Here is a 21,068-nt window from a genome sequence, read left to right on the forward strand (position 1 = left end):
CACGGCCTGTGCAATGCATCGATCATCTTCGCAAATACAAACGCGAAACCCAAATTTAAAAGGAAATTAAAATGTTCTCGAATGTATCAAATAGCATCGCCGCCGCTTTCGCCGCCATTATTTCTGCCACCATGTTCATCGGTGCCAGCGTTGGGCCAGCGATCAACAGTGCCGGTTCTCTTATAATTTAAATCTTATTTCAAAACTCTGAAAGGAAATCTCATGACCTACAATATCAAAAGCAATCTTCTCGCTGGTTTCGCAGCCCTTTTCTCGGCTACGCTTTTCATCAGCGCGAGTATCGCGCCTGCTGTCAACAACGCCGGTTCAATGGTGATCTGATGACAGGTAATAACAAGCGCGCAAGTTCCACGCCATCAAGCTGGCCCGAACCTATTTCTTCATCCAAAAGGACGAATAACCCAATGAAAAATCAACTGCATCTCGACAAAGCCAATGGTAAAATTATGGGCGTATGTTCCGGTCTTGCCAATTGGAGCGGTATGGATACCAATATTCTGCGCATCATTTTTGTTCTTGCGACGATTTTTGGTTTTGGTTCTGCAATTATTGTCTATCTCGCCATCGGCCTAATCGTAGATTAATTGCACATTAGTTATCGCTTAGATGATATAACATATAGAAAACATTGAATATTAAACATAGACCGTTCCAATGAACCGGTGTACTTAAGGCGATATAGCCATTCAGTAATTTCTTGGAGCGTGGATGTCCGGCCATCACCATCATAGCGGGCATGCCCACCACAGCCATCATGACCGGCATGGCGCTCATGGGCATATGCCGACCGATTTTAGCCGTGCGTTTGCATTCGGCATTATGCTCAACATTATCTACATCGTCGTCGAAGTCGCTTATGGCTTGGCTTCCGGTTCGATGGCTTTGCTTGCAGATGCCGGACATAATCTGTCCGACGTATTAGGACTGGCTGTAGCATGGGCGGGCGCAGCGCTTTCAAAAAGGCCGCCAAGCAAACAATTTACCTATGGTCTTGGTGGATCATCCATATTGGCAGCACTGCTTAATGCGCTGTTCCTGTTGGTTGCGTGCGGTGCGATTGCATGGGAAGCCATAGGAAGGTTTAACGCTCCTAATGAAGTGGCATCAACTACGGTCATTGTCGTTGCATCGCTCGGCATCGCGATTAATTTTGGTACGGCTATGCTGTTCATGCGGGGACAGAAAGAAGACATTAACATTCGCGGAGCATTTTTGCATATGATGGCTGATGCTGCGGTTTCCGCAGGTGTCGTCATCGGCGCTATCGCAATTTATTACACAGATTATAATTGGATCGACCCATTAAGTAGTTTGTTGATCGTTGCTCTTATATTCTGGAGCACGTGGTCGCTCTTATTAGAAGCGGTGCGGATGTCCCTGGCGGGAGTTCCGCGCGATATTAATGTTGAAGAAGTATTGGAAGCATTGTCAGATATGCCGGGCGTGGAAACGGTGCATGATCTCCATATCTGGCCGATGAGTACAAGCGAAACGGCGATGACGGCGCATCTCGTAATTCCTGGTGGACATCCAGGTAAAGGCTTTTTAGCGGATGTTCAGGCTTCGATGAAAAAGCGGTTTGCCATTCAGCATATCACAATCCAGATCGAATTAGAGGATGAAGAGGCGGTCATCTGTCAAACCAATTGCGGTTCCTAGATACCGATCTTAACGTTTCAAGCAGATTTCGGAGTCTGCGCTGATGGTTATAAACCAACGCTGCTTCGCAGAATTAAAGGAATATCGCTTTGATAGCGATATCTGATTAACCAAACAAAAGGGAATGGCATTAACCTTTGCATAAACAACTGAGGTTATTGGTTTGTTGGAAGTTATGAATTGTTCACTGGGGTCAGTGCAACCGTTGGAAGACCGAAGATCGGATGGCATTGAAATCGAGATTTAATGGGCGATGAGTGTGGAAGAGCTAATCAAGTTATGATGCAGAGACAGTTTAAAAGAGGCGATCACAGGGTTTCTACGCGCTCTGGTGTTGAGATCCTGTCCGAAGTCCGTGAACCAGGATTTGGTCGGGTCGAGGCGATGATTATCGACCTGTCACTCACCGGATTTCGGATGCGGTGCATGACCCGGCTGTCAGGTGAGAAACATATCTTCATGACATTGCCTTCATTCGCTGCGATTGAGAGCAGAATCTGTTGGATAGAGAGTGATTACTACGGCTGTGAATTTGTTCACGGTCTTCACCCCGCTGTCTTCGATCATATTGTATCACGATACCCCACATTGAAAGTAACGGGTGGATAACGCCTGATTACCGCATTGGTCATCTGCTATGGTTTTGTTGAGAAATTATAATGTAGGCTTGCCAATCCAACCAGCTCTTGGGTCGGCTATATGGACTGCGCCATCCAGTTCATAGATATTCTCATACCCATAGCCATAAAGGTTTATAAATGTTGGTATATTCAATGCCAATGGTGCCCGTTTCAAAGCAACGGGTGGGATATTGTCGCGGAAATTATTGTTGCAGTAAATTAGGATAGGCCGGGATTTATCTCCCAATAGCATCTCAAGCTTTTCTTCGGTGAAATCCGAAAAGGGAATGTTGATTGCGCCGCTGATATGCCCTTGCTGAAAGGCTGCTTCGGACCTTGTGTCCAATATGACAGCATCATCTTTTTGCGCCAATTTATTAAATTGATCCAGATTGATTAGTCGACCTTGGCGATAGGAGGATAATTGCTCCGTCAATTTCAAAAAGCTTGCATAATCCACCTGTGGATTGCTTGCGGTTTTGGTTGCTTGATGCGCTTGTGCAATGGTGGGTTGAAAGACAAGAGTTGAGAGGATCGCTACAGATGTCCAAATTGTTGATGTTTTCATAAACGTGGTCCCGGTTGCCATAATAGATATCAACAGTAGATATTTCCGATTGCCAAAAGCTGAACCCGCTTTAGATTAGCTTTGGCATCTGACGTTGCGCTTCGGTGGAATATATCTATTTACGGTTCACAAATGCGGGCAAGATCGCAAGCGGGGAAAGCGTGGCTAATAATATCAAACCTAATTGGCTTTCGGAAACCGTCCGACGCTTTTCTGTATTCATTTACAATTTGAACGGATGGAAGGCGGTTCAGGAGAATCCCGTACCGCGTAAGTGCGTGATCATCGCAGCACCGCATACCAGCAACTGGGATTTCATTTATTTTTTTGGCCTGACCAATAGCTTAAATTTTAAATCCTATTGGATCGGGAAAGATACGCTGTTCAAATGGCCATTTGGAGACATGATGCGCCGGATGGGCGGTATCCCGGTCGATCGGTCGAAATCGCAAAATATGGTTGATGCGATGGTCGCGGAATTTAATTCGCGCGATGACTTCATCCTCACCATTCCGCCCGAAGGTACGCGCGGCAATGTCCGGCAATGGCGTACTGGCTTTTACTATATAGCGCTCAAAGCTAAGGTCCCATTGATCATCGGTATGATGGATTATGCGAAAAAAACGGGAGGACTTGGCCCGGAAATTCAATTGACCGGAGATTATGAGGCAGACATGAAAATGGTTAGTCACTATTATCACAGCGTCACTCCTAAATATCCCGAAAAAGCCATGGACGATATCGTCCATACTGATTCTAGTTCCGACTTCGGTGGCAAGCAGTCAGGGGGAAGTGTTTGATTCCAGAGGCCTTTTAGGCGGCAGCAGCGAGTATCTTATTCTCGATAATCTGGGCGAAGACATCCGCATCCTGCGCGCCGGGAACCATGAGTTTCTTGTTGAATATAAAGGCAGGCACCCCGGAGATGAAGCGATCTTGCCATTCGGCTTCGACCGCGCGTACCTCAGCGGCAAACATATCTGTAGCCAATAGATCGCGAACGCGCTTTTCGTCCAAGCCGACTGAAAGCGCGACAGCGGTCAAGACATCATGATCACTGATATCCTTGCCCTCGGTAAAATTGGCAGTGAACAGCGCCAGTTTGAGGGCGGTCTGTTTCCCGGTTTCTCCGGCCCAGTGCAGCAAGCGGTGGGCGTCAAATGTATTTACCATGCGCATATTGTCATGATAGCGGAATTCAAAATCAAGATCACTGCCAGCGCTGCGAAGCCGTTCGCGATTAGCCTTGCTCTGTTCAGGTGTAGCGCCATATTTTTGCGCCATATGTTCGTTGATGTCTTGCCCTTCAGGAGGCATGCCGGGGTTTAATTCAAACGCGTGCCACATCAGTGCAAACTCAGCCTTGCCTTCAAAGCGCTGCATGGCTTGTTCAAGTTTTTTATAGCCAATAATGCACCAAGGACAGACGACATCAGAGACGATATCTACGGTAATTACCGGGATCTCTGACATGGTGTATTTCCTTGTAATAGATGGGCCAGCTTAGGCTTTTTCCAACGTGCATTGCAAAGGGTGCTGGTTTTTACGAGCGAAATCCATGACTTGGGTAACCTTCGTTTCCGCTACTTCATAGCTGAAGGTGCCGCATATGCCGACGCCTTTCTGGTGGACATGGAGCATCACTCTGGTCGCTTCATCAATGTCCATCTGGAAAAAACGTTTGAGGACAAGGATAACAAATTCCATCGGTGTGTAGTCATCGTTGAGCAACAGCACCTTATATGGATTTGGCTTTTTTGTTTTTGTCCGCGTTTTGGTCGCGATGCCGAGATTTGTGTCGTCGCTGTCCCCGGTGCCATTGTCTCCAGCATCATCGCCATCTCCGGCCATAAGCTCGACAAGCGAAATGGCTTCGCCAGCCTTTAAACTAAGCTGGGCGGCGCTGGACAGTGTCGGGGAGAGAATCTGTGTTTTAGTCATGGTGGCCAAGATATGGTATTTTAACCCCCGAGGGCAAGTGGCGGATTGATCAAACCGCAATGTTTCTAATGCAAGCGGTCTGATTGTCCGCAAATAAAAAAGGCCGCCCCCTAAGGAACGGCCTTTTTTCGTGACGAAAAAACGGCTTAAGCGGCTTTTTTCATTTCCTTGCGGATGGTGCTGACCCGGTCAGCTATTGGCTGATAGGCTTGACCAGCCAATTTCGTAACAGCTTCCATATTATTAGAAGCTTGGTCGATTACACGGTCCATTCCGCTACGCAGATAATCGGTTTGTTTCGCAACAAAGTCTTTCGGTGACGCAACGCTGAAAGCACCTTGTAGAGCGCGGCTGGCTTCTACGAAGTTTTCGCGGGTATATTTCATGTTGGTTTTGCCGATTTCTTGAGCGCCTTTAGCAGTGATTTTGCCGCTTTCGATCAGTGTTTCGATGTTTTCGCGGTTGAATTCAACGGCATTTTTGGAAACTTCAACAGCACGGTCCGCAGCTTCTTTAGCGCGTTCCTGAGCAGTTGCGGTCAATTTTTCAAAACGACTGCCGAATGTTTCTGCAGCGCTTTTCGCTTTGTTGGCAGCCTTGGTGTTAGCGGCCTTCGTATTTTTCACTACGCGTTTTGTTGCGGTGGTCATTTTGGGTGTCCCTTTTGTTGCGGTCTTTTTAGACGATGTAGCGGCACGTTTCGGAGCGGCTTTGCGCTTCGTCACGGTCGTTTCAGGAGCCGCATTGGTTGCTGCAGGCTTGGTTGCAGCGGGTTTGGCCGCAGTCTTTTCAGATGCAGCTATTTTCTCGGAAATAGGTTCCGCAGATGCAGCGGCACTATAGGCCGCCTCAGCAGAAAGGCTGGTGGGCTTTTCAGCAGCCGGAACAGCCTGTTTATCAGTGATGTTTGTATCGGCCATCTTTGCCTCCATTCGTTTGTTGCACTGCACAAATAGGGCCGTATAGGATCAAAGTCAAGAAAAAATGTTGCACTGCACAATAAATGGATGTTGCCCAAAAAAAACATTTAATTTTAATGCTATAGGGCAAAGTGGTTGCGCGGCTTATTTTTTAGATTCCAGAAAGAATAATATCCAATACGAAAACCTTTTTTGAGGGGGCTCGAGAGGAATTTCTGGGTAAAGCAGGTTTTGCATACTAACCGATATACCCGCGTTCGCCGCAGGATTAATCTTTGTGTCTGGAACGGCTATGTGTAACAGCATCGCTATGCCTTACGAATATGTTCCATGTCTCAACTGAAATCAATCGCGACAGCGCTGCCTGAACACAAGATCAGCCAAGACGATGTGCTGGCTATTCTTGCCAAGGCGCGAGGATCAGCTTTGCCTGCTCGATTGGGACAGATATTGGGGAATAGCGGGATTGATCATCGCTACCTCGCTTGTGAGCCGGAACAGTATCTGGGGCAGCGGAGCTGGCCGGAGCGCGCCAAAATTTATAGTGAAGTGGGCAGGGCGCTGGCCGAGCGGTCCGCATCGGCGGCATTGGCGAAAGCCGCTTTGCAACCGGCTGATATCGACGCAATTGTGATGATATCGACTACGGGCACGATGACACCATCTATTCCCAGCCGGTTGATCGAAGTCATGGGTTTTCGTCAATCGGTGCAGACAATTCCGGTTTTTGGTTATGGCTGCGCAGGCGGCATATTGGGCTTGCGGCTGGCCAATGATCTGGCGGATGCAAATGGCGGGCAGAATGTGTTGCTGATCTCGTTGGAGCTTTGCAGCCTGTCCTATGACTATAGTCAGTTCGACAAAAAAAATATGATCGCCACGGCTCTTTTTGCCGATGGCTGCGCCGCCGCCGTGTTGAGCGGCAAAGGCGAACAGGGGGAGGGACCGTCCTTCCGCGCATTCGGGCAGAAAACCTGGCCGGACACGCGCGATATGATGGGCTGGGACATTGGTGATACCGGTTTTGATCTGGTGCTCGCGCGGGATATTCCTAGCTTTGTTACAAAGGACTTTGCTCCCTTTTGTGATGCATTTTTAACCGAGCAAGAACTGAAAAAATCCGATTTGGGTGAGCCTGCTTGCCACCCTGGTGGGGGACGGGTTGTCGAGGCATTGGAAGATTATTTCGCGCCGGAGTTACCGGGTATAGCGGCGACCCGCGATGTCCTGAAACATCACGGGAATATGTCTTCACCTACAGTACTGTTCATCCTGAAAAAGATACTCGGGGATAGTCCGGTAAAGCCAATATTAATGACGGCATTGGGACCGGGCTTTACCTCGGTGGTGGGTATATTGGATCCGGCCTAAGCGGTCGCGATGAGGAATTTCCTTTCATACTCAACGGGATGCAGACTGCTTACCTTATGAAAAACGCGGTTCGACAAGCGGACCAGTTTTGGGATAAGGGGCAAGGCTATGGAAATAGGCACGATATTCACAGCGGTTCCCACTCTCGTCACATGGGTGTTGATTTACATTGTTGCGCAGCGGCTTGCGGAGTTGGTCTATGCCAATCGCAATACTAAACGGTTGTTGTCCGAAGGCGGCAAAGAATTTGGCGCGGACCATTACCATTGGTTCATCTTCCTCCACAGCGCCTGGTTGGCCATCATCTTCTTGCTCGTGGATCCACTGCAGGAGTTGAATCCGATCATGCTCGCGCTATTCGTCGGCACCCAGATTTTGCGCGTCTGGACATTGGCGTCCATCGGCCGCTGGTGGACGACGCGGATAATCTCGGCCCCGCATTTTGATCGGGTGAAGCGCGGGCCATATAAATTTATCAGCCATCCCAATTATCTGGTGGTCGTACTGGAAATCGCGATTGTCCCGCTGCTTATGGGGCTGCCATGGGTGGCGCTGCTATTCACGATATTAAACGCGATTTTACTGCGCCACCGGATCAGTGTCGAGAATGTGGTGTTAGGTAATCGCGGCGGCGACAAACTTTAATCAGAATTTCGCAGACAGTTGCATTCCGTAAAAGCGCGGCTCTGCCGGGATGAGGGTCGGGATACCAAAACCGCCGCCGACATTACCGGCATCGAGCAGATAATCCTTATTGGTCAGGTTTCGTGCAAAGCCTGCAATTTCAAATTGCTCATCCGCGAAAGAAACACCGGTGCGCAGATTGACCAAAGTGACCGGACCTTGGCTGATCGCGGAATCATTGGGGATTTCAAAATATATCCGGCTACGATGGGTGACGCTGGGTGTCATGAAAAAACGGGTTGTATCGTTTATTGGGTAATCAACCGTGAAACCGGCAGCCGTCTGTACTTCTGGCTGCAGACGGAAACGAGCGCCACTGAAAGAGGCGGGATTGGTAGGCTTTCCATCGATACCGCCATCTATATAGCCGATATTCGCAAACAGGCTCAGCCAGTCGGAGGCCTGCATATTGATTTCGGCTTCTACACCGAAATTTTTTGCGCTGCCGGCGCTTTGGGTTTCCGTAACACCGTTACCATTAATGACGCTGACCTGAAATCCCTCATAGGCCTGGTAATAGACGCCGAGAGAGCCAGAGACTGGACCGACGGCACCTTTTAGACCGATTTCATAGTTCCATACGGTTTCCTCGTCGATAGCGGTGAAGTCGGGGATCGGGCCATTGGGGCCGCTGGTCGCATCAAGGTTCACCGTGGGCGAGCGGCGCCCTTTGGAGACGGTTGCAAAGCCGTTAATCTCATCGGAAAAGCGGTAGAGAATATTGAACCGCGGCAGGAAGGCTTGAAAGCTGTCCTCGGTGCGATATGTTTGACCGGCGGTATCGGTCAGTGGAACGGGCGGGCTACCGGGGTTCAGTACTGAGTTGGGAATAGAGGCGCGATAGCCGGAACGGCGCTTTTCGATTAGCGCGCGAACACCGGCGGTGAGTTCCAGTTCCGGTGTCGGAATCCAGGTTCCGTCCGCAAATACGGAATAGCTGTCATTCTTGCCAAAATTCTCAAAAAAACCTGCATAAGGAATTGCAGTAACCGCTCCACCGGTCAGCGCTTCGATAGTTGCACCTGCTGGAATGCCAGCAGTGGATACACACGGCACGCCCGGAACCACGATATTGGCCGCACATTGGAAATAAGTGATCTCATCGGTAGAAAATGGTACTCTTTGGCCGCCATCCTCGCGGAACAAGTTCCAACCGAAAGAGCCACGGAATGTGTCTCCATTATTATAAGAGAAGCGGGTTTCGTGGTTCCATTGGTCGCCGGTCGCATCCTCGCCAAATTCCAAATAGAAAGCGGCCGAACCATCTGCATCAAATATCTCGTTCGCATCAAAATTACGATAGCCGTTGACCATGGTCAGGGTCCAGTCATCGTCAAAATCCCACGAAAAGGTCAAATTCGCGTCATATACGTCGCGAGTAAGGCCGAGTTTGGCGCCACCCAATGCGGTTTTGGAAAAAGGGGAGCCGCCGAGAAAGGCCGGGCCGAAGGGATCAGCAGGGCCCGCTGTCGTAGGTAGCGATCCCGAGATAAATGCGGTTCCGGGGTTGCGCTGACGATCATAGGTCAGAATAAGATCGGTAGTAAAATCGTCGGTCGGCGTGTAGCGAAGAGAACCCCGCACGCCGAGTTGGTTTTGGCCGTTAAGATCATCCTGATTGGGGGCCAGATTGGTCACGTAGCCGTCGCGCCGTTTATAGGCAAAGGCGATGCGGCCAGCGAGTATATCAGAACCGGCATTAAGGTGCCCTGCGACAGAATATTGATTGAAATTGCCATAGGTTCCAGACAATTCACCTGAAAAGCTAGCTTTCGGTTTGTTGGAGATGATGCTGATCGCACCGACTGCAGAGGCTGTTCCGAATAATGTCGCCTGCGGACCTTTGATAACCTCAATCCGGTCGATGTCATAAATATCCTGATAGGAACCGCGAGACCGGGAAATATCAACGCCGTTATAGTAAAGCGTGACACGTGCTGCCTCTTGCGCTGATCCACTGTCAGAGGTGATACCGCGGATAACGATGCCGGGGTCATTGGCGCTCTGTTCCTGGATATTCAGGCCGGGAACATAGTTGGATAACTCGTCGAGGTCCGATACGCCCAATTGTTTGAGACGTTTGCCGCTGTTCGCCGAGATAGTGATGGGAACGTCTGTTGATTTCTGTTCGATTTTTTGGGCAGTAACGATGATGATCGTATCGTCAGTGGTGGCATCTAAGGCATCAAGATTATCCTGAGCGAAGGTTGGACTGGCAGTTGCTGTAAAAGCGAGAGAAATTGCGAGAGCGGGCAGTGAGGTCTTGTATCCGGAAAACTTCAACATCAGCATCGGCCTTTTATGCAGCAGTGGGAGAAGAATATTGCAAGTGCAGCAAGGCTGTTACTGTATGATACATTTAATGTGAAGATATAAAGCATGGCGTGCGTCGGAAATGTGACTGCGATGGAATGGCGATTCAAGCCCGGGAGTTTGCCGACTGAAATGCGCGCGATGGGGGTAAGACTTTTCGTAATCTGGCGCGTACTTTAGAGTCCGAAAGTGATCTGTAAATTTTTATTGCCGAGAATGCTTATTGCATCAGTCGGTCGTCCATGCTGCCCTTGACCGTTGCCCGAATCCCCGCTAAGGGCCGCCCTTCTGTTGTGTCGGGATACGTCCAGTCATGATGGAGCGCTACATAGGCAAAACACTTGCCGCTGATTTGAGCGGTGAGAGTAACCCCTGCAATTTGCAGGAAAACTACTAATAAGGTGAAGACTTTATGCCAACGATTAATCAGCTCGTCCGTAAAGGGCGGGTGCCACAGAAGACGAAGTCCAAAGTGCCGGCCATGGAAGCTAACCCGCAGAAACGCGGCGTTTGTACCCGGGTCTATACAACGACTCCAAAAAAACCAAACTCCGCTCTGCGTAAGGTTGCAAAGGTTCGCCTGACCAACCAGCGTGAGGTCATCAGCTATATTCCAGGTGAAGGTCATAACCTTCAGGAGCATAGTGTTGTTCTCATTCGCGGCGGCCGTGTTCGCGATCTTCCCGGTGTGCGTTATCACGTGCTGCGCGGTGTTCTTGATACGCAAGGCGTTAAGGACCGGAAGCAATCCCGTTCCAAATATGGCGCGAAGCGTCCTAAGTAATTCAGCCCTTAAGCAGGCTAATTGGAGTTTTAAAATATGGCACGTCGTCGTCGTCCTGAAAAACGGATAATTCTTCCTGATCCAAAATTTAAGGATCAGGTCCTTTCAAAATTCATGAACAACCTGATGATGGATGGTAAAAAATCCACCGCAGAACGTATTGTTTATGGCGCGCTGGATAGCGTGGAAGCCAAAGCGAAAAAAGATCCGCTGCAGCTTTTCCATGACGCTCTCAACAATGTGAAGCCGGGCATCGAAGTCCGCTCTCGCCGTGTTGGTGGTGCAACCTATCAGGTTCCTGTCGAAGTGCGTCCTGAACGCGCTCAGGCTCTTGCCATTCGTTGGGTTATCTCTGCTGCACGTGCACGCAGTGAAACCACAATGGCGGCGCGTCTGTCTGGTGAGATTCTCGATGCTTCCAACAATCGCGGTAACGCGGTTAAGAAGCGGGAAGATTCGCATAAGATGGCTGAAGCTAACAGAGCGTTTGCACATTACCGCTGGTAACATTATATAAAGGCGCAGGGGTGGCAGAGCTTCTGTAAAACCCCTGCGCCCTTCATATTCTTGTATTTGTAACTAATCAGGGCTGGTCATCGCTGGCCCGTTTCATTATAGGGCGGCGCTTATTGGGTCTTCCCAAAAGATTCTGGTCCTTAATTCTGGAGTAAAGACTATGGCACGCAGCCATCCGCTCGAACGATATCGTAATATTGGCATTATGGCCCATATTGACGCCGGTAAAACAACCACCACGGAACGCATCCTGTTTTATACGGGTAAGTCCTATAAAATCGGCGAAGTGCATGATGGCGCGGCGACGATGGATTGGATGGAGCAAGAGCAAGAGCGTGGTATTACCATTACCTCTGCTGCGACCACCTGTTTCTGGCAAGCCGAAGACCGTAAGGGTCCTGAGCACCGCATTAACATTATTGATACACCGGGCCACGTTGACTTCACTATTGAAGTGGAGCGTAGTTTGCGTGTGCTTGATGGCGCGGTAGCCTGTTTCGACGGCGTTGCTGGCGTGGAGCCACAGTCTGAAACTGTATGGCGTCAGGCTGATAAATATAAAGTGCCACGGATGTGCTTCATCAACAAGCTCGACCGTACCGGCGCAAACTTCAAATTCTGCGTGGATTCGATTGTAGAGCGTTTGGGCGCGATACCTGCCGTTCTTTATCTGCCCATTGGTATCGAAGCGAGTTTGGTGGGTCTAGTTGACCTCGTCAATGAACGTTCGATTACGTGGAAGAACGAAGATCTTGGCGCGGAATATACTTATGGTGAAGTCCCTGAGGATATGGTCGACGAAGTTGCGGAATATCGTGAGAAGCTCATTGAACTTGCTGTTGAGCAGGACGATGATGTGATGGAACAATATCTGGAAGGCAATTTGCCTGATCCAGCAACTTTGAAGGCGTTGATCCGTAAAGGCACGTTGAACCAGAGCTTTGTACCTGTACTTTGCGGTTCCGCGTTTAAAAACAAAGGCGTTCAGCCTCTGCTCGACGCTATTGTGGATTATATGCCAAGTCCGCTTGATGTTCCGGCTATTAAAGGCGTTAAGCTTGACGGCGAAACCGAAGATACCCGTGCATCCAGCGATGATGCACCATTTTCGGCTCTTGCTTTTAAAGTTATGAACGATCCTTTCGTGGGTACGTTGACCTTCTGCCGTATTTATTCAGGCAAGCTTGAAAAAGGGATTTTGCTGAACTCGGTTAAAGACAAAAAAGAAAAAGTCGGACGTATTCTGGAAATGCACTCTAATGACCGTAAGGACATTGATGAGGCATTCGCAGGCGATATTGTTGCTCTGGCTGGCATGAAAACCACCACAACCGGTGATACGCTGTGTGATGCAGAAAAGCCGATTATTTTGGAACGGATGGAATTCCCTGAACCAGTGATCGAGCTGTCAGTGGAGCCAAAAACAAAGGCTGACCAAGAAAAGATGGGTGTTGCGCTTAATCGCCTGGCTGCTGAAGATCCATCGTTCCGTGTAACGACTGACCATGAATCTGGTCAGACGATCATCAAGGGCATGGGCGAGCTTCATCTCGACATTCTCGTCGATCGTATGAGACGTGAGTTTAAAGTGGAAGCCAATGTTGGTGCTCCGCAGGTGGCTTATCGTGAATCACTCGGCAAGGCTGTTGATATTGATTACACGCATAAGAAGCAATCCGGTGGTTCCGGTCAGTTCGCGCGTATCAAATTTGAAGTCACTCCCGGTGAGCGCGGTGCAGGCATTACCTTTGAAGATGTCATCAAGGGCGGTAATATTCCTAAGGAGTATATCCCGTCTATTGAAAAAGGTATGCGTGAAACGGCTGATACAGGGTCGCTGATCGGCTTCCCGATTATCGATTTTCACATCCGTGTCTATGACGGCGCCTATCATGACGTTGACTCCTCGGCACTCGCATTTGAAATTGCTGCGCGCGCTGCAATGCGTGAAGCGGCCCAGAAGTCAGGCATTAAATTGCTTGAACCAATCATGAAGGTCGAAGTCATTACGCCGGAAGATTATCTTGGTGACGTTATTGGCGATCTTAACTCTCGCCGTGGTCAGATCCTGGGTACAGACACACGCGGTATCGCACAGGCTGTTGATGCCATGGTGCCGTTAGCCAATATGTTTGGTTATGTGAACGAACTGCGTTCCTTCAGTCAGGGACGTGCGCAATATTCGATGCAATTTTCTCATTATGAAGAAGTGCCGCGGAATGTTGCAGAAGAATTGAAGGAGAAGATGGCTTAATCGCCGCTTCTCTTTTTACGAGTAACCGCGCTTACCTTTTCGATCAGGCTTAAGAAAAAAGCCTAGAGGTTAAAAGGGTGTTGACAGATTTGGATAGTCTCGCCAAAGCGCGGCACAGACTATCAAGACGATAGAAATTAGAGGTAATATAAAATGGCAAAAGCAAAGTTTGAACGCAATAAGCCGCATTGCAATATCGGCACCATCGGTCATGTTGATCACGGTAAAACCACGTTGACCGCAGCAATCACGAAAGTGCTTGCTGAATCAACCGGCGGTGTAGCCGTGGACTTCGCGAACATCGACAAAGCGCCTGAAGAGCGTGAGCGCGGCATCACCATTTCAACGGCACACGTTGAATATGAAACTGAAGCTCGCCACTATGCGCACGTTGATTGCCCAGGCCATGCCGATTATGTGAAAAACATGATTACCGGTGCTGCACAGATGGACGGCGCAATTTTGGTTGTGAACGCTGCTGACGGTCCAATGCCACAGACTCGCGAGCACATTTTGCTTGCACGTCAGGTTGGTGTTCCTGCTCTTGTTGTTTACATGAACAAAGTTGACCAAGTCGATGACGACGAACTTATTGAGCTCGTTGAAATGGAAATCCGTGAGTTGCTTTCTTATTACGACTTCCCGGGCGACGACATTCCTGTGGTTAAAGGTTCTGCATTGGCAGCTCTTGAAGGCCGTGATGATGAAATTGGCAAAAACAGCATCTTGGAACTGATGAAAGCTGTCGATGAAGCTATTCCTCAGCCAGAACGCCCAGTTGATCTGCCATTCTTGATGCCAATCGAAGACGTGTTCTCGATCTCTGGTCGTGGTACAGTTGTTACCGGTCGTGTTGAAAGCGGTATCGTGAATGTTGGTGATGAATGTGAAATCGTTGGTATCAAAGATACAACGAAAACAACCGTAACTGGAGTAGAAATGTTCCGTAAGCTGCTCGACTCCGGTCAAGCTGGCGATAATATCGGTGCTTTGATCCGCGGTGTTGCCCGTGAAGATGTTGAGCGTGGTCAGGTTCTTTGTAAGCCAGGTACGATCACTCCTCACACCGAGTTTGATGCCGAAGTTTATGTGCTTTCCAAAGATGAAGGTGGTCGTCACACACCATTCTTCGCTAACTACCGCCCACAATTCTACTTCCGTACAACGGACGTAACCGGCGAAGTTATCCTACCCGAAGGTACGGAAATGGTTATGCCAGGCGACAACGTAACAATCGCCGTTAAGCTTATTGCTCCAATCGCTATGGACCCAGGTCTTCGCTTCGCTATTCGTGAAGGTGGCCGAACAGTTGGTTCTGGGGTTGTCAGCAAGGTAACAAAGTAATATAGAAACGCTTCGCCGCCCGAATCAGTGATTCGGGCGGCCAGTTATTCGCCGCTCCGGCCTCTTTTTTAAAGAGAAAATCGGGGCGGTTTATTTTTGGCTCTTTGACATTGGTATAGGTTCACATGGAAACGCAGAATATTCGCATACGCCTTAAAGCATTCGATCATCGAGTACTCGATCAGGCGACTGGCGATATCGCTGACACCGCTCGCCGCACTGGCGCGCTCATCCGTGGGCCAATTCCATTGCCAACGCATATCGAGAAATTCACCGTAAACCGTGGCCCTCACGTTGATAAAAAATCACGTGAACAATTTGAAGTCCGGACTTACAAAAGGTTACTTGATATTGTACAGCCTACTCCGCAGACCGTTGATGCTTTGATGAAGCTCGACCTTGCTGCTGGTGTAAACGTAGAAATTAAACTCGCTTAAAGTGAGTTAAGGCGCTGCAAGCTTTTTTGTTTGTAGCGGTGACATGGGAAACCGCCGGATTTTGATCCGGGTCATGTGTCCCCCGTCTAGTTTGGTTGATCTTAGGATCGGTTGAACGGTTTAGCCCGGACGGGGCGATATTCAAAAAAAATTGGGCTGAGTATTTGTAGCACGCCCGCTAGCAATCACGCGAACGGGCCTCTGTAAGGAGAAATGATCGTGCGTACTGGCGTGATCGCGAAAAAAATGGGGATGACCCGCTTGTTCCAGGAAGATGGTCGGCATGTGCCCGTTACCGTTCTTTCCTTGGAGGAATGTCAGGTTGTTGGAGCCCGTAATCAAGAACGTGATGGCTATTTTGCTGTTCAGCTTGGTGCAGGTGCCCGTAAAGCGAAAAATGTAAACAAACCACAGCGCGAGGCTTTTGCTAAAGCAGAAGTCGAGCCAAAGGCTCGTATGGCCGAATTTCGGGTTGAGAGCGAAGAAGGCTTGCTCCCCGTTGGTGCGACCATTACCGCTGACCACTTTATTGCAGGTCAAATGGTTGATATTCAAGGTGTAACGCAAGGTAAAGGTTTCGCCGGTGCTATGAAGCGTTGGGGCTTCGGTGGTATGCGTGCAACCCATGGTGTTTCCATCTCTCACCGTGCCCATGGTTCTACTGGTCAAAACCAGGATCCAGGTAAGGTCTTTAAAGGCAAGAAGATGGCCGGTCACATGGGTGCGAAAAATCGTACCCAGCAAAATCTGGAAATCGTCCGTACAGACGCCGCTCGCGGCTTGATCTTTGTGCGCGGCAGTGTTCCTGGTTCAAAAGGTGGTTGGTTGCTGGTTAAAGACGCAGTGAAAGTTGCTCTTCCAGAGGGTGTTCCATTCCCGGGTGCTATGCGCCGCAACGCGGATGAGACAGCAACGGAAGAAGCACCGGCAGGCATGATCGAAGCAGATGCAGTGATCGAAGCGCCAGTCGGTCCGACCGATGCAGAAGTAGCGGCGGCAGCCGAAGCTCCGGCAGAAAAACCGGCAGAAGAGAAATCTGATGCCGCGGATGATGCAGGGAAGGAGGGTTAAGCCATGAAATTGAAAGTGATATCCCTCGACGCAAAGGCCAAAGGCGACATCGATTTGAATGATGACGTGTTCGGCCTTGAAGCGCGCGCAGATATTTTGCACCGTGTTGTCAACTGGCAGCGTGAAAAAGCACGTGGTACAGCTCGTCCAACGCGTGAGCGTAGCGACATTGCTCGTACCGGTAAAAAGTTCGGCAACCAAAAGGGCGGTGGTACAGCTCGTCATGGTGATCGCCGTGCTCCTATCTTTATCGGTGGTGGTAAAGCCCATGGTGCACGCAAGCGTGATTTCAACCCTTCGCTGAACAAGAAAGTTCGCGCACTGGGTCTAAAAATGGCGCTGTCTGACAAAGCAAAAAGTGACAATCTGGTGATCCTCGAGAATCTGGACATCAAAGAAGCCAAAACCAAATTGCTGATCGCGGACATCGCGAAGCTCGGTTTCGGTAAGTCGGCTTTGATCATGGATGGTGATGCTGTGAATGAGGCTTTTTCTAAAGCATCGTCGAACATTCCACGTCTGAACGTCATGGCGGCGGCAGGTGCGAATGTTTATGACATTTTGAACCACGAGACTTTGGTGCTGACCCGCGCTGCAGTCGAACAGCTGGAGGCGCGCTTCAATGGCTAAAAAAGAAGCAATCGACATTCGTCACTATGACGTAATTGTTGGCCCGCACATCACCGAGAAATCAACCCTGCTCAGCGAGCATAATGCTGTGGTTTTCAAGGTCGCCAATACTGCGACCAAGCCACAGATTAAAGCCGCTATAGAGGCATTGTTTGATGTCAAAGTTAAAGGCGTCAATACGCTGGTGCAAAAAGGCAAGACCAAGAAGTGGAAGGGTCGTCCCTACACTCGCAACGATGTTAAAAAGGCTGTCGTAACTTTGGCTGAAGGCCAGACCATCGACATCACAACCGGAATCTAGGGCGGGAATAGAAGATGGCATTAAAATCCTATAAACCGACAAGTCCCGCGCGGCGTGGTCTTATCTTGGTCGATAAGAGCGGTCTTTGGAAAGGCAAGCCTGTTAAAAAGCTTGTTGAAGGCAAGCGCAAAACTGGCGGTCGTAATAATAAAGGTCATGTGACTTCGCGCGGTATCGCAGGTGGTCATAAGCAGAAATATCGTTTGGTGGACTTCAAGCGCCGCAAGTTCGATATGTCGGCTGTCGTTGAGCGGATCGAATATGATCCTAATCGGACTGCTTTTATTGCATTGATCAAATATGACGATGGCGAGTTGAGCTATATCTTGGCACCTCAGCGTCTGGCCGTTGGTGACGCCGTCATCGCCGGTGAGAAAGTTGACGTCAAACCTGGTAACGCGATGAAATTATCGTCGATGCCAATCGGTACGATTATTCACAATGTGGAAATGAAGCCAGGCAAGGGCGGCCAGATTGCTCGTTCTGCTGGTACATATGTCCAGATTGTTGGTCGTGATCGCGGCATGGTTATCGTTCGTTTGAACTCCGGCGAGCAGCGTTATATTCGCAGTGATTGCATGGGGACAGTTGGCGCGGTTTCAAATCCCGACAACTCCAACCAGAACTTCGGTAAAGCTGGCCGGACCCGTTGGAAGGGGCGTCGTCCTCTTACTCGCGGTGTTGCTAAAAACCCTGTCGATCACCCGCATGGTGGCGGTGAAGGTCGGACCTCCGGTGGTCGTCATCCAGTGACACCATGGGGCAAGCCAACCAAGGGCGCTCGTACACGCAAGAATAAAACGACGGACAAGATGATAATCCGGTCACGTCACGCTAAGAAGAAGAGGTAAGCATGGCTCGTTCCATCAAGAAAGGTCCATTTGTTGACCTCCATCTGCTGAAAAAAGCGCAGACCGCCCAGGAAGAAAGTAAGCGTACTCCGATTAAAACATGGTCGCGTCGCTCAACAGTTCTTCCCGATTTTGTCGGTTTGACATTCAGTGTTTATAACGGACAAAAATTCATTCCGGTTTCCGTAAATGAAGACATGGTCGGTCACAAGCTTGGCGAGTTCGCTCCAACGCGTAACTATTATGGCCATGGCGCTGACAAAAAAGGCAAGAAATAATGGGTAAGGCATCATCACCCCGCCGCGTTGGCGACAATGAAGCTTTGGCTGTTGGCAATTCCATTCGTGGTTCTGCTCAAAAGCTGAACCTCGTTGCGCAGCTAATTCGCGGCAAGAAAGCAGAAGACGCTTTGAATATTCTGTCCTTCTCTAAAAAGAGTATGGCCAAGGATGTGAGCAAGGTACTTGCTTCTGCTATCGCCAATGCGGAAAACAACCATAATTTGGATGTTGACGCATTGATCGTTCAGGAAGCCAGTGTTGGTAAGGGGCTGACCATGAAGCGCTGGAAAGCGCGCGCACGTGGTCGTTCAGCCAAGATCATCAAGCCATTTAGCCGCGTTCGCATTGTTGTCCGTGAACACGAAGAAGAAGAGGCGTAAACCATGGGTCAAAAAAGTAATCCTATCGGGCTTCGCCTGCAGATTAACCGGACTTGGGATAGCCGCTGGTATGCGGAAGGTTCCAATTACGGCGATCTCTTGATGGAAGACATCAAGATGCGTAAATTCATTATGAAGACGGTGCCTCAGGCTGCGATTTCTAAAGTCGTAATTGAACGCCCGGCTAAAACCTGCCGCGTATCTATCTATGCCGCCCGTCCCGGTGTTATTATCGGCAAAAAAGGCGCAGATATTGAAAAGCTACGTCGCAAGCTAAGTGAAATGTCTTCCGGCGATGTGTCTTTGAACATTGTTGAAATTCGTAAGCCAGAAGTAGATGCGCAGTTGGTGGCACAGGGCATTGGCGATCAGCTGATCCGCCGTGTTGCTTTCCGCCGGGCGATGAAACGCGCTGTACAGTCTGCATTGCGATTGGGCGCTGAAGGTATTAAAATTGTTTGTGGTGGTCGTTTGGGTGGAGCAGAAATTGCCCGCGTTGAATGGTACCGTGAAGGCCGCGTGCCGCTTCATACGCTGCGCGCCAATATTGATTATGCTGAATATGAAGCCCTGACGGCTTATGGCATTATCGGTATCAAGGTCTGGATTTTCAAAGGCGAGATATTGGGTCATGATCCAATGGCTCATGACCGGTTGATGGTGGAAGCGCAAACTTCCGGCGTCCGCCCCTCACGTTGATTTTAGGGAATAGGTAAAGCATCATGCTGCAACCAAAGAAACATAAATTCCGCAAGGCCTTTAAAGGTCGGATTAAAGGAAAAGCTCCGGGCGGCACGACGCTGAACTTCGGTTCTTATGGTCTGAAAGCTATGGAACCAGATCGGATTACAGCGCGTCAAATCGAAGCGGCTCGCCGCGCGATTACACGTCACATGAAACGTCAGGGGCGTTTGTGGATCCGGATTTTTCCAGATGTTCCAGTTTCGAAAAAGCCGGCGGAAGTACGGCAGGGTAAAGGTAAGGGCTCGGTTGAATATTGGGCTTGTCGGGTAAAGCCAGGCCGGATAATGTTTGAACTGGACGGTGTTCCTGGACCAGTAGCTGCGGTTGCTTTCGAGCGTGCTGCGATGAAGCTTCCTATCAAGACAAAAGTTGTGGCTCGCCTTGGCGATACGTCACATTTGGAAGGTTAAGGACATGAGCAAGACAGAAGATTTGCGTACCAAAACCGACGATCAGCTAACAAGCGATCTGGTCGAACTGAAACGTGAGGCGTTTAACCTGCGCTTTCAGTCTGCGACCAATCAGCTTGAAAAGCCAAGTCGGATACGTGAAGTGCGCCGCACGATTGCGAAGATTAAAACCCTGCAGAACGAGCGTGCGCAAGCTGCCGTTGCAGAAAAGGCGTAAGGAACCGATATGCCAAAACGTATTCTCACCGGCACGGTAGTGTCAGATAAAGGCGACAAAACAGTTGTCGTTAATGTCGAACGCAAGGTGAAGCATCCGCTTTACGGAAAAATTATGCGTCGTTCGAAAAAATATCATGCGCATGATGAAAATAACGAGATAAGCACCGGCGAAACCGTGCGGATCGAAGAAACGCGGCCTATTTCCAAGCTTAAGACTTGGAAAGTATTGGAACGGGTCGGCGCTGCTGCCGCACCTGCAACTCCAAAGGTTGGTGAAATTACTGCTGCAGACGAAGGCGAAGTTAAAGCCGAAAGCTGAAGCTAGCGAAGTTTAACTGTGCTCCTAATAATTGGAGCCGAATGAAGAAGGAATTGGATCCATGATCCAGATGCAATCGAACTTGGAGGTCGCTGATAATAGCGGAGCCAAACGCGTGCAGTGTATCAAGGTGCTGGGCGGTTCCAAGCGCCGGTTTGCTGGCGTTGGCGACATTATTGTTGTGTCGATCAAAGAAGCTGCGCCGCGCGGTAAGGTCAAAAAAGGTGATGTTCACCGGGCCGTAATCGTGCGCACTCGTAAAGATATCCGCCGCAAAGACGGTTCGGTTATTCGTTTCGACACCAATGCTGCTGTGCTGGTTAACAATGCGAAAGAGCCTATCGGCACTCGCATCTTTGGCCCCGTGGTTCGCGAATTGCGCGCCAAGAAGCACATGAAAATTATCAGCCTTGCGCCGGAGGTACTATAA

General features: G+C 49.6%; 27 protein-coding genes. 22 read left to right on the plus strand and 5 right to left on the minus strand.

All coding sequences use genetic code 11. The annotated features are described in order from the left end of the window. The first annotated feature begins 425 nt into the window (after nucleotides 1–425). The 3 genes from V7676_RS08480 (at nucleotide 426) to V7676_RS08490 (ending at nucleotide 2,289) form a co-directional block, all read left to right on the plus strand. Nucleotides 426–605 carry a PspC domain-containing protein gene (locus V7676_RS08480; protein ID WP_335659259.1) on the plus strand — a complete coding sequence of 60 codons (180 nt, stop codon included), beginning with the start codon at nucleotides 426–428 and terminating at the stop codon, nucleotides 603–605. Between the two features lie 124 nt (nucleotides 606–729). Then, nucleotides 730–1,680 (plus strand): cation diffusion facilitator family transporter, encoded by a 951-nt coding sequence (locus V7676_RS08485; RefSeq protein ID WP_335659260.1) that lies wholly within the window; start codon nucleotides 730–732, stop codon nucleotides 1,678–1,680. Nucleotides 1,681–1,959: 279 nt separating this feature from the next. Beyond that, entirely contained in the window at nucleotides 1,960–2,289 is a 330-nt protein-coding gene (locus V7676_RS08490; protein WP_335659261.1) for a PilZ domain-containing protein, read from the plus strand. Between the two features lie 45 nt (nucleotides 2,290–2,334). Here V7676_RS08490 and V7676_RS08495 read toward each other — a convergent pair whose 3' ends face one another. Further along, complete coding sequence (locus V7676_RS08495; protein ID WP_335659262.1) at nucleotides 2,335–2,868, minus strand: rhodanese-like domain-containing protein; 534 nt, start codon at nucleotides 2,866–2,868, stop codon at nucleotides 2,335–2,337. 161 nt (nucleotides 2,869–3,029) lie between these two features. Here V7676_RS08495 and V7676_RS08500 point away from each other — a divergent pair, with 161 nt between their 5' ends. Then, on the plus strand, nucleotides 3,030–3,668 hold the full coding sequence (locus tag V7676_RS08500) for a lysophospholipid acyltransferase family protein (protein WP_335659263.1): 639 nt from the start codon (nucleotides 3,030–3,032) through the stop codon (nucleotides 3,666–3,668). A 13-nt stretch (nucleotides 3,669–3,681) separates the two neighbouring features. Here the strand turns inward: V7676_RS08500 and V7676_RS08505 are convergent, their stop codons facing one another. The 3 genes from V7676_RS08505 to V7676_RS08515 form a co-directional block, all read right to left on the minus strand. After that, nucleotides 3,682–4,341, minus strand: coding sequence for a DsbA family oxidoreductase (locus V7676_RS08505; RefSeq protein WP_335659264.1), 660 nt, complete (start codon nucleotides 4,339–4,341; stop codon nucleotides 3,682–3,684). Between the two features lie 30 nt (nucleotides 4,342–4,371). Further along, nucleotides 4,372–4,719, minus strand: a complete 348-nt coding sequence (gene clpS, locus V7676_RS08510; RefSeq protein ID WP_335659546.1) for an ATP-dependent Clp protease adapter ClpS — start codon at nucleotides 4,717–4,719, stop codon at nucleotides 4,372–4,374. A 236-nt stretch (nucleotides 4,720–4,955) separates the two neighbouring features. Next, nucleotides 4,956–5,729: a phasin family protein gene (locus V7676_RS08515; protein WP_335659265.1), complete on the minus strand. Its 774-nt coding sequence runs from the start codon at nucleotides 5,727–5,729 to the stop codon at nucleotides 4,956–4,958. A gap of 330 nt (nucleotides 5,730–6,059) precedes the next feature. On the opposite strand from V7676_RS08515, the gene V7676_RS08520 reads away from it, so the two are divergent. Both V7676_RS08520 and V7676_RS08525 read left to right on the plus strand, forming a co-directional pair. Further along, nucleotides 6,060–7,100, plus strand: coding sequence for a type III polyketide synthase (locus V7676_RS08520; RefSeq protein WP_335659266.1), 1,041 nt, complete (start codon nucleotides 6,060–6,062; stop codon nucleotides 7,098–7,100). Between the two features lie 108 nt (nucleotides 7,101–7,208). After that, complete coding sequence (locus V7676_RS08525; RefSeq protein ID WP_335659267.1) at nucleotides 7,209–7,745, plus strand: isoprenylcysteine carboxyl methyltransferase family protein; 537 nt, start codon at nucleotides 7,209–7,211, stop codon at nucleotides 7,743–7,745. Here V7676_RS08525 and V7676_RS08530 read toward each other — a convergent pair whose 3' ends face one another. Beyond that, nucleotides 7,746–10,070: a TonB-dependent receptor gene (locus V7676_RS08530; protein WP_442955420.1), complete on the minus strand. Its 2,325-nt coding sequence runs from the start codon at nucleotides 10,068–10,070 to the stop codon at nucleotides 7,746–7,748. A gap of 439 nt (nucleotides 10,071–10,509) precedes the next feature. Between V7676_RS08530 and rpsL the strand changes: the two genes are divergently transcribed. The 16 genes from rpsL to rplN all read left to right on the plus strand — a co-directional run bounded on the left by rpsL (nucleotide 10,510) and on the right by rplN (nucleotide 21,068). Continuing rightward, nucleotides 10,510–10,881 (plus strand): 30S ribosomal protein S12, encoded by a 372-nt coding sequence (rpsL, locus tag V7676_RS08535; protein WP_067198316.1) that lies wholly within the window; start codon nucleotides 10,510–10,512, stop codon nucleotides 10,879–10,881. A gap of 36 nt (nucleotides 10,882–10,917) precedes the next feature. Next, nucleotides 10,918–11,388, plus strand: coding sequence for a 30S ribosomal protein S7 (rpsG, locus tag V7676_RS08540; RefSeq protein WP_335659269.1), 471 nt, complete (start codon nucleotides 10,918–10,920; stop codon nucleotides 11,386–11,388). 169 nt (nucleotides 11,389–11,557) lie between these two features. After that, complete coding sequence (gene fusA, locus V7676_RS08545; protein WP_335659270.1) at nucleotides 11,558–13,651, plus strand: elongation factor G; 2,094 nt, start codon at nucleotides 11,558–11,560, stop codon at nucleotides 13,649–13,651. Nucleotides 13,652–13,804: 153 nt separating this feature from the next. Next, complete coding sequence (gene tuf, locus V7676_RS08550) at nucleotides 13,805–14,995, plus strand: elongation factor Tu (RefSeq protein ID WP_335659271.1); 1,191 nt, start codon at nucleotides 13,805–13,807, stop codon at nucleotides 14,993–14,995. A 125-nt stretch (nucleotides 14,996–15,120) separates the two neighbouring features. Then, nucleotides 15,121–15,432 carry a 30S ribosomal protein S10 gene (gene rpsJ, locus V7676_RS08555; protein ID WP_066744965.1) on the plus strand — a complete coding sequence of 104 codons (312 nt, stop codon included), beginning with the start codon at nucleotides 15,121–15,123 and terminating at the stop codon, nucleotides 15,430–15,432. A gap of 219 nt (nucleotides 15,433–15,651) precedes the next feature. Continuing rightward, nucleotides 15,652–16,503, plus strand: coding sequence for a 50S ribosomal protein L3 (gene rplC, locus V7676_RS08560; RefSeq protein WP_335659547.1), 852 nt, complete (start codon nucleotides 15,652–15,654; stop codon nucleotides 16,501–16,503). Nucleotides 16,504–16,506: 3 nt separating this feature from the next. Continuing rightward, on the plus strand, nucleotides 16,507–17,133 hold the full coding sequence (gene rplD, locus V7676_RS08565) for a 50S ribosomal protein L4 (protein WP_335659272.1): 627 nt from the start codon (nucleotides 16,507–16,509) through the stop codon (nucleotides 17,131–17,133). After that, a complete protein-coding gene (locus V7676_RS08570; RefSeq protein ID WP_335659273.1) occupies nucleotides 17,126–17,434 on the plus strand; it encodes a 50S ribosomal protein L23 in 309 nt (102 codons plus the stop codon). The genes rplD and V7676_RS08570 overlap by 8 nt, the downstream gene beginning before the upstream one ends. Nucleotides 17,435–17,448: 14 nt before the next feature. After that, nucleotides 17,449–18,285 carry a 50S ribosomal protein L2 gene (gene rplB / locus V7676_RS08575; RefSeq protein WP_335659274.1) on the plus strand — a complete coding sequence of 279 codons (837 nt, stop codon included), beginning with the start codon at nucleotides 17,449–17,451 and terminating at the stop codon, nucleotides 18,283–18,285. 2 nt (nucleotides 18,286–18,287) lie between these two features. Beyond that, nucleotides 18,288–18,563, plus strand: coding sequence for a 30S ribosomal protein S19 (gene rpsS, locus V7676_RS08580; RefSeq protein ID WP_335659275.1), 276 nt, complete (start codon nucleotides 18,288–18,290; stop codon nucleotides 18,561–18,563). Then, complete coding sequence (rplV, locus tag V7676_RS08585) at nucleotides 18,563–18,946, plus strand: 50S ribosomal protein L22 (protein WP_335659276.1); 384 nt, start codon at nucleotides 18,563–18,565, stop codon at nucleotides 18,944–18,946. The genes rpsS and rplV overlap by 1 nt, the downstream gene beginning before the upstream one ends. A gap of 3 nt (nucleotides 18,947–18,949) precedes the next feature. Next, a complete protein-coding gene (gene rpsC / locus V7676_RS08590; protein WP_335659277.1) occupies nucleotides 18,950–19,645 on the plus strand; it encodes a 30S ribosomal protein S3 in 696 nt (231 codons plus the stop codon). A gap of 23 nt (nucleotides 19,646–19,668) precedes the next feature. Beyond that, nucleotides 19,669–20,100 (plus strand): 50S ribosomal protein L16, encoded by a 432-nt coding sequence (rplP, locus tag V7676_RS08595; RefSeq protein ID WP_066744981.1) that lies wholly within the window; start codon nucleotides 19,669–19,671, stop codon nucleotides 20,098–20,100. 4 nt (nucleotides 20,101–20,104) lie between these two features. Continuing rightward, nucleotides 20,105–20,317, plus strand: coding sequence for a 50S ribosomal protein L29 (gene rpmC, locus V7676_RS08600; RefSeq protein ID WP_335659278.1), 213 nt, complete (start codon nucleotides 20,105–20,107; stop codon nucleotides 20,315–20,317). 9 nt (nucleotides 20,318–20,326) lie between these two features. Next, entirely contained in the window at nucleotides 20,327–20,638 is a 312-nt protein-coding gene (rpsQ, locus tag V7676_RS08605) for a 30S ribosomal protein S17 (RefSeq protein WP_335659279.1), read from the plus strand. A gap of 61 nt (nucleotides 20,639–20,699) precedes the next feature. Beyond that, nucleotides 20,700–21,068 carry a 50S ribosomal protein L14 gene (rplN, locus tag V7676_RS08610; protein WP_207987484.1) on the plus strand — a complete coding sequence of 123 codons (369 nt, stop codon included), beginning with the start codon at nucleotides 20,700–20,702 and terminating at the stop codon, nucleotides 21,066–21,068.

It is taken from the genome of Parasphingorhabdus sp. (assembly GCF_036963805.1).
Classification (GTDB): Bacteria; Pseudomonadota; Alphaproteobacteria; order Sphingomonadales; family Sphingomonadaceae; genus Parasphingorhabdus.

Excerpts from the sequence above, each read along its gene's own strand:
- tuf (WP_335659271.1), top strand. The coding sequence starts at position 13,805 with ATGGCAAAAGCAAAGTTTGAACGCAATAAGCCGCATTGCAATATCGGC.
- rplD (WP_335659272.1), top strand. The coding sequence starts at position 16,507 with ATGAAATTGAAAGTGATATCCCTCGACGCAAAGGCCAAAGGCGACATC.
- rpsS (WP_335659275.1), top strand. The coding sequence starts at position 18,288 with ATGGCTCGTTCCATCAAGAAAGGTCCATTTGTTGACCTCCATCTGCTG.
- V7676_RS08505 (WP_335659264.1), bottom strand. The coding sequence starts at position 4,341 with ATGTCAGAGATCCCGGTAATTACCGTAGATATCGTCTCTGATGTCGTC.
- V7676_RS08480 (WP_335659259.1), top strand. The coding sequence starts at position 426 with ATGAAAAATCAACTGCATCTCGACAAAGCCAATGGTAAAATTATGGGC.
- V7676_RS08525 (WP_335659267.1), top strand. The coding sequence starts at position 7,209 with ATGGAAATAGGCACGATATTCACAGCGGTTCCCACTCTCGTCACATGG.
- fusA (WP_335659270.1), top strand. The coding sequence starts at position 11,558 with ATGGCACGCAGCCATCCGCTCGAACGATATCGTAATATTGGCATTATG.
- V7676_RS08570 (WP_335659273.1), top strand. The coding sequence starts at position 17,126 with ATGGCTAAAAAAGAAGCAATCGACATTCGTCACTATGACGTAATTGTT.
- rplB (WP_335659274.1), top strand. The coding sequence starts at position 17,449 with ATGGCATTAAAATCCTATAAACCGACAAGTCCCGCGCGGCGTGGTCTT.
- V7676_RS08515 (WP_335659265.1), bottom strand. The coding sequence starts at position 5,729 with ATGGCCGATACAAACATCACTGATAAACAGGCTGTTCCGGCTGCTGAA.
- rplN (WP_207987484.1), top strand. The coding sequence starts at position 20,700 with ATGATCCAGATGCAATCGAACTTGGAGGTCGCTGATAATAGCGGAGCC.
- rplP (WP_066744981.1), top strand. The coding sequence starts at position 19,669 with ATGCTGCAACCAAAGAAACATAAATTCCGCAAGGCCTTTAAAGGTCGG.
- V7676_RS08530 (WP_442955420.1), bottom strand. The coding sequence starts at position 10,070 with ATGTTGAAGTTTTCCGGATACAAGACCTCACTGCCCGCTCTCGCAATT.
- rpsJ (WP_066744965.1), top strand. The coding sequence starts at position 15,121 with ATGGAAACGCAGAATATTCGCATACGCCTTAAAGCATTCGATCATCGA.
- rpmC (WP_335659278.1), top strand. The coding sequence starts at position 20,105 with ATGAGCAAGACAGAAGATTTGCGTACCAAAACCGACGATCAGCTAACA.
- rpsG (WP_335659269.1), top strand. The coding sequence starts at position 10,918 with ATGGCACGTCGTCGTCGTCCTGAAAAACGGATAATTCTTCCTGATCCA.
- rpsQ (WP_335659279.1), top strand. The coding sequence starts at position 20,327 with ATGCCAAAACGTATTCTCACCGGCACGGTAGTGTCAGATAAAGGCGAC.
- rpsL (WP_067198316.1), top strand. The coding sequence starts at position 10,510 with ATGCCAACGATTAATCAGCTCGTCCGTAAAGGGCGGGTGCCACAGAAG.
- V7676_RS08490 (WP_335659261.1), top strand. The coding sequence starts at position 1,960 with ATGATGCAGAGACAGTTTAAAAGAGGCGATCACAGGGTTTCTACGCGC.
- rplV (WP_335659276.1), top strand. The coding sequence starts at position 18,563 with ATGGGTAAGGCATCATCACCCCGCCGCGTTGGCGACAATGAAGCTTTG.
- V7676_RS08485 (WP_335659260.1), top strand. The coding sequence starts at position 730 with ATGTCCGGCCATCACCATCATAGCGGGCATGCCCACCACAGCCATCAT.
- V7676_RS08495 (WP_335659262.1), bottom strand. The coding sequence starts at position 2,868 with ATGAAAACATCAACAATTTGGACATCTGTAGCGATCCTCTCAACTCTT.
- clpS (WP_335659546.1), bottom strand. The coding sequence starts at position 4,719 with ATGGCCGGAGATGGCGATGATGCTGGAGACAATGGCACCGGGGACAGC.
- V7676_RS08520 (WP_335659266.1), top strand. The coding sequence starts at position 6,060 with ATGTCTCAACTGAAATCAATCGCGACAGCGCTGCCTGAACACAAGATC.
- rpsC (WP_335659277.1), top strand. The coding sequence starts at position 18,950 with ATGGGTCAAAAAAGTAATCCTATCGGGCTTCGCCTGCAGATTAACCGG.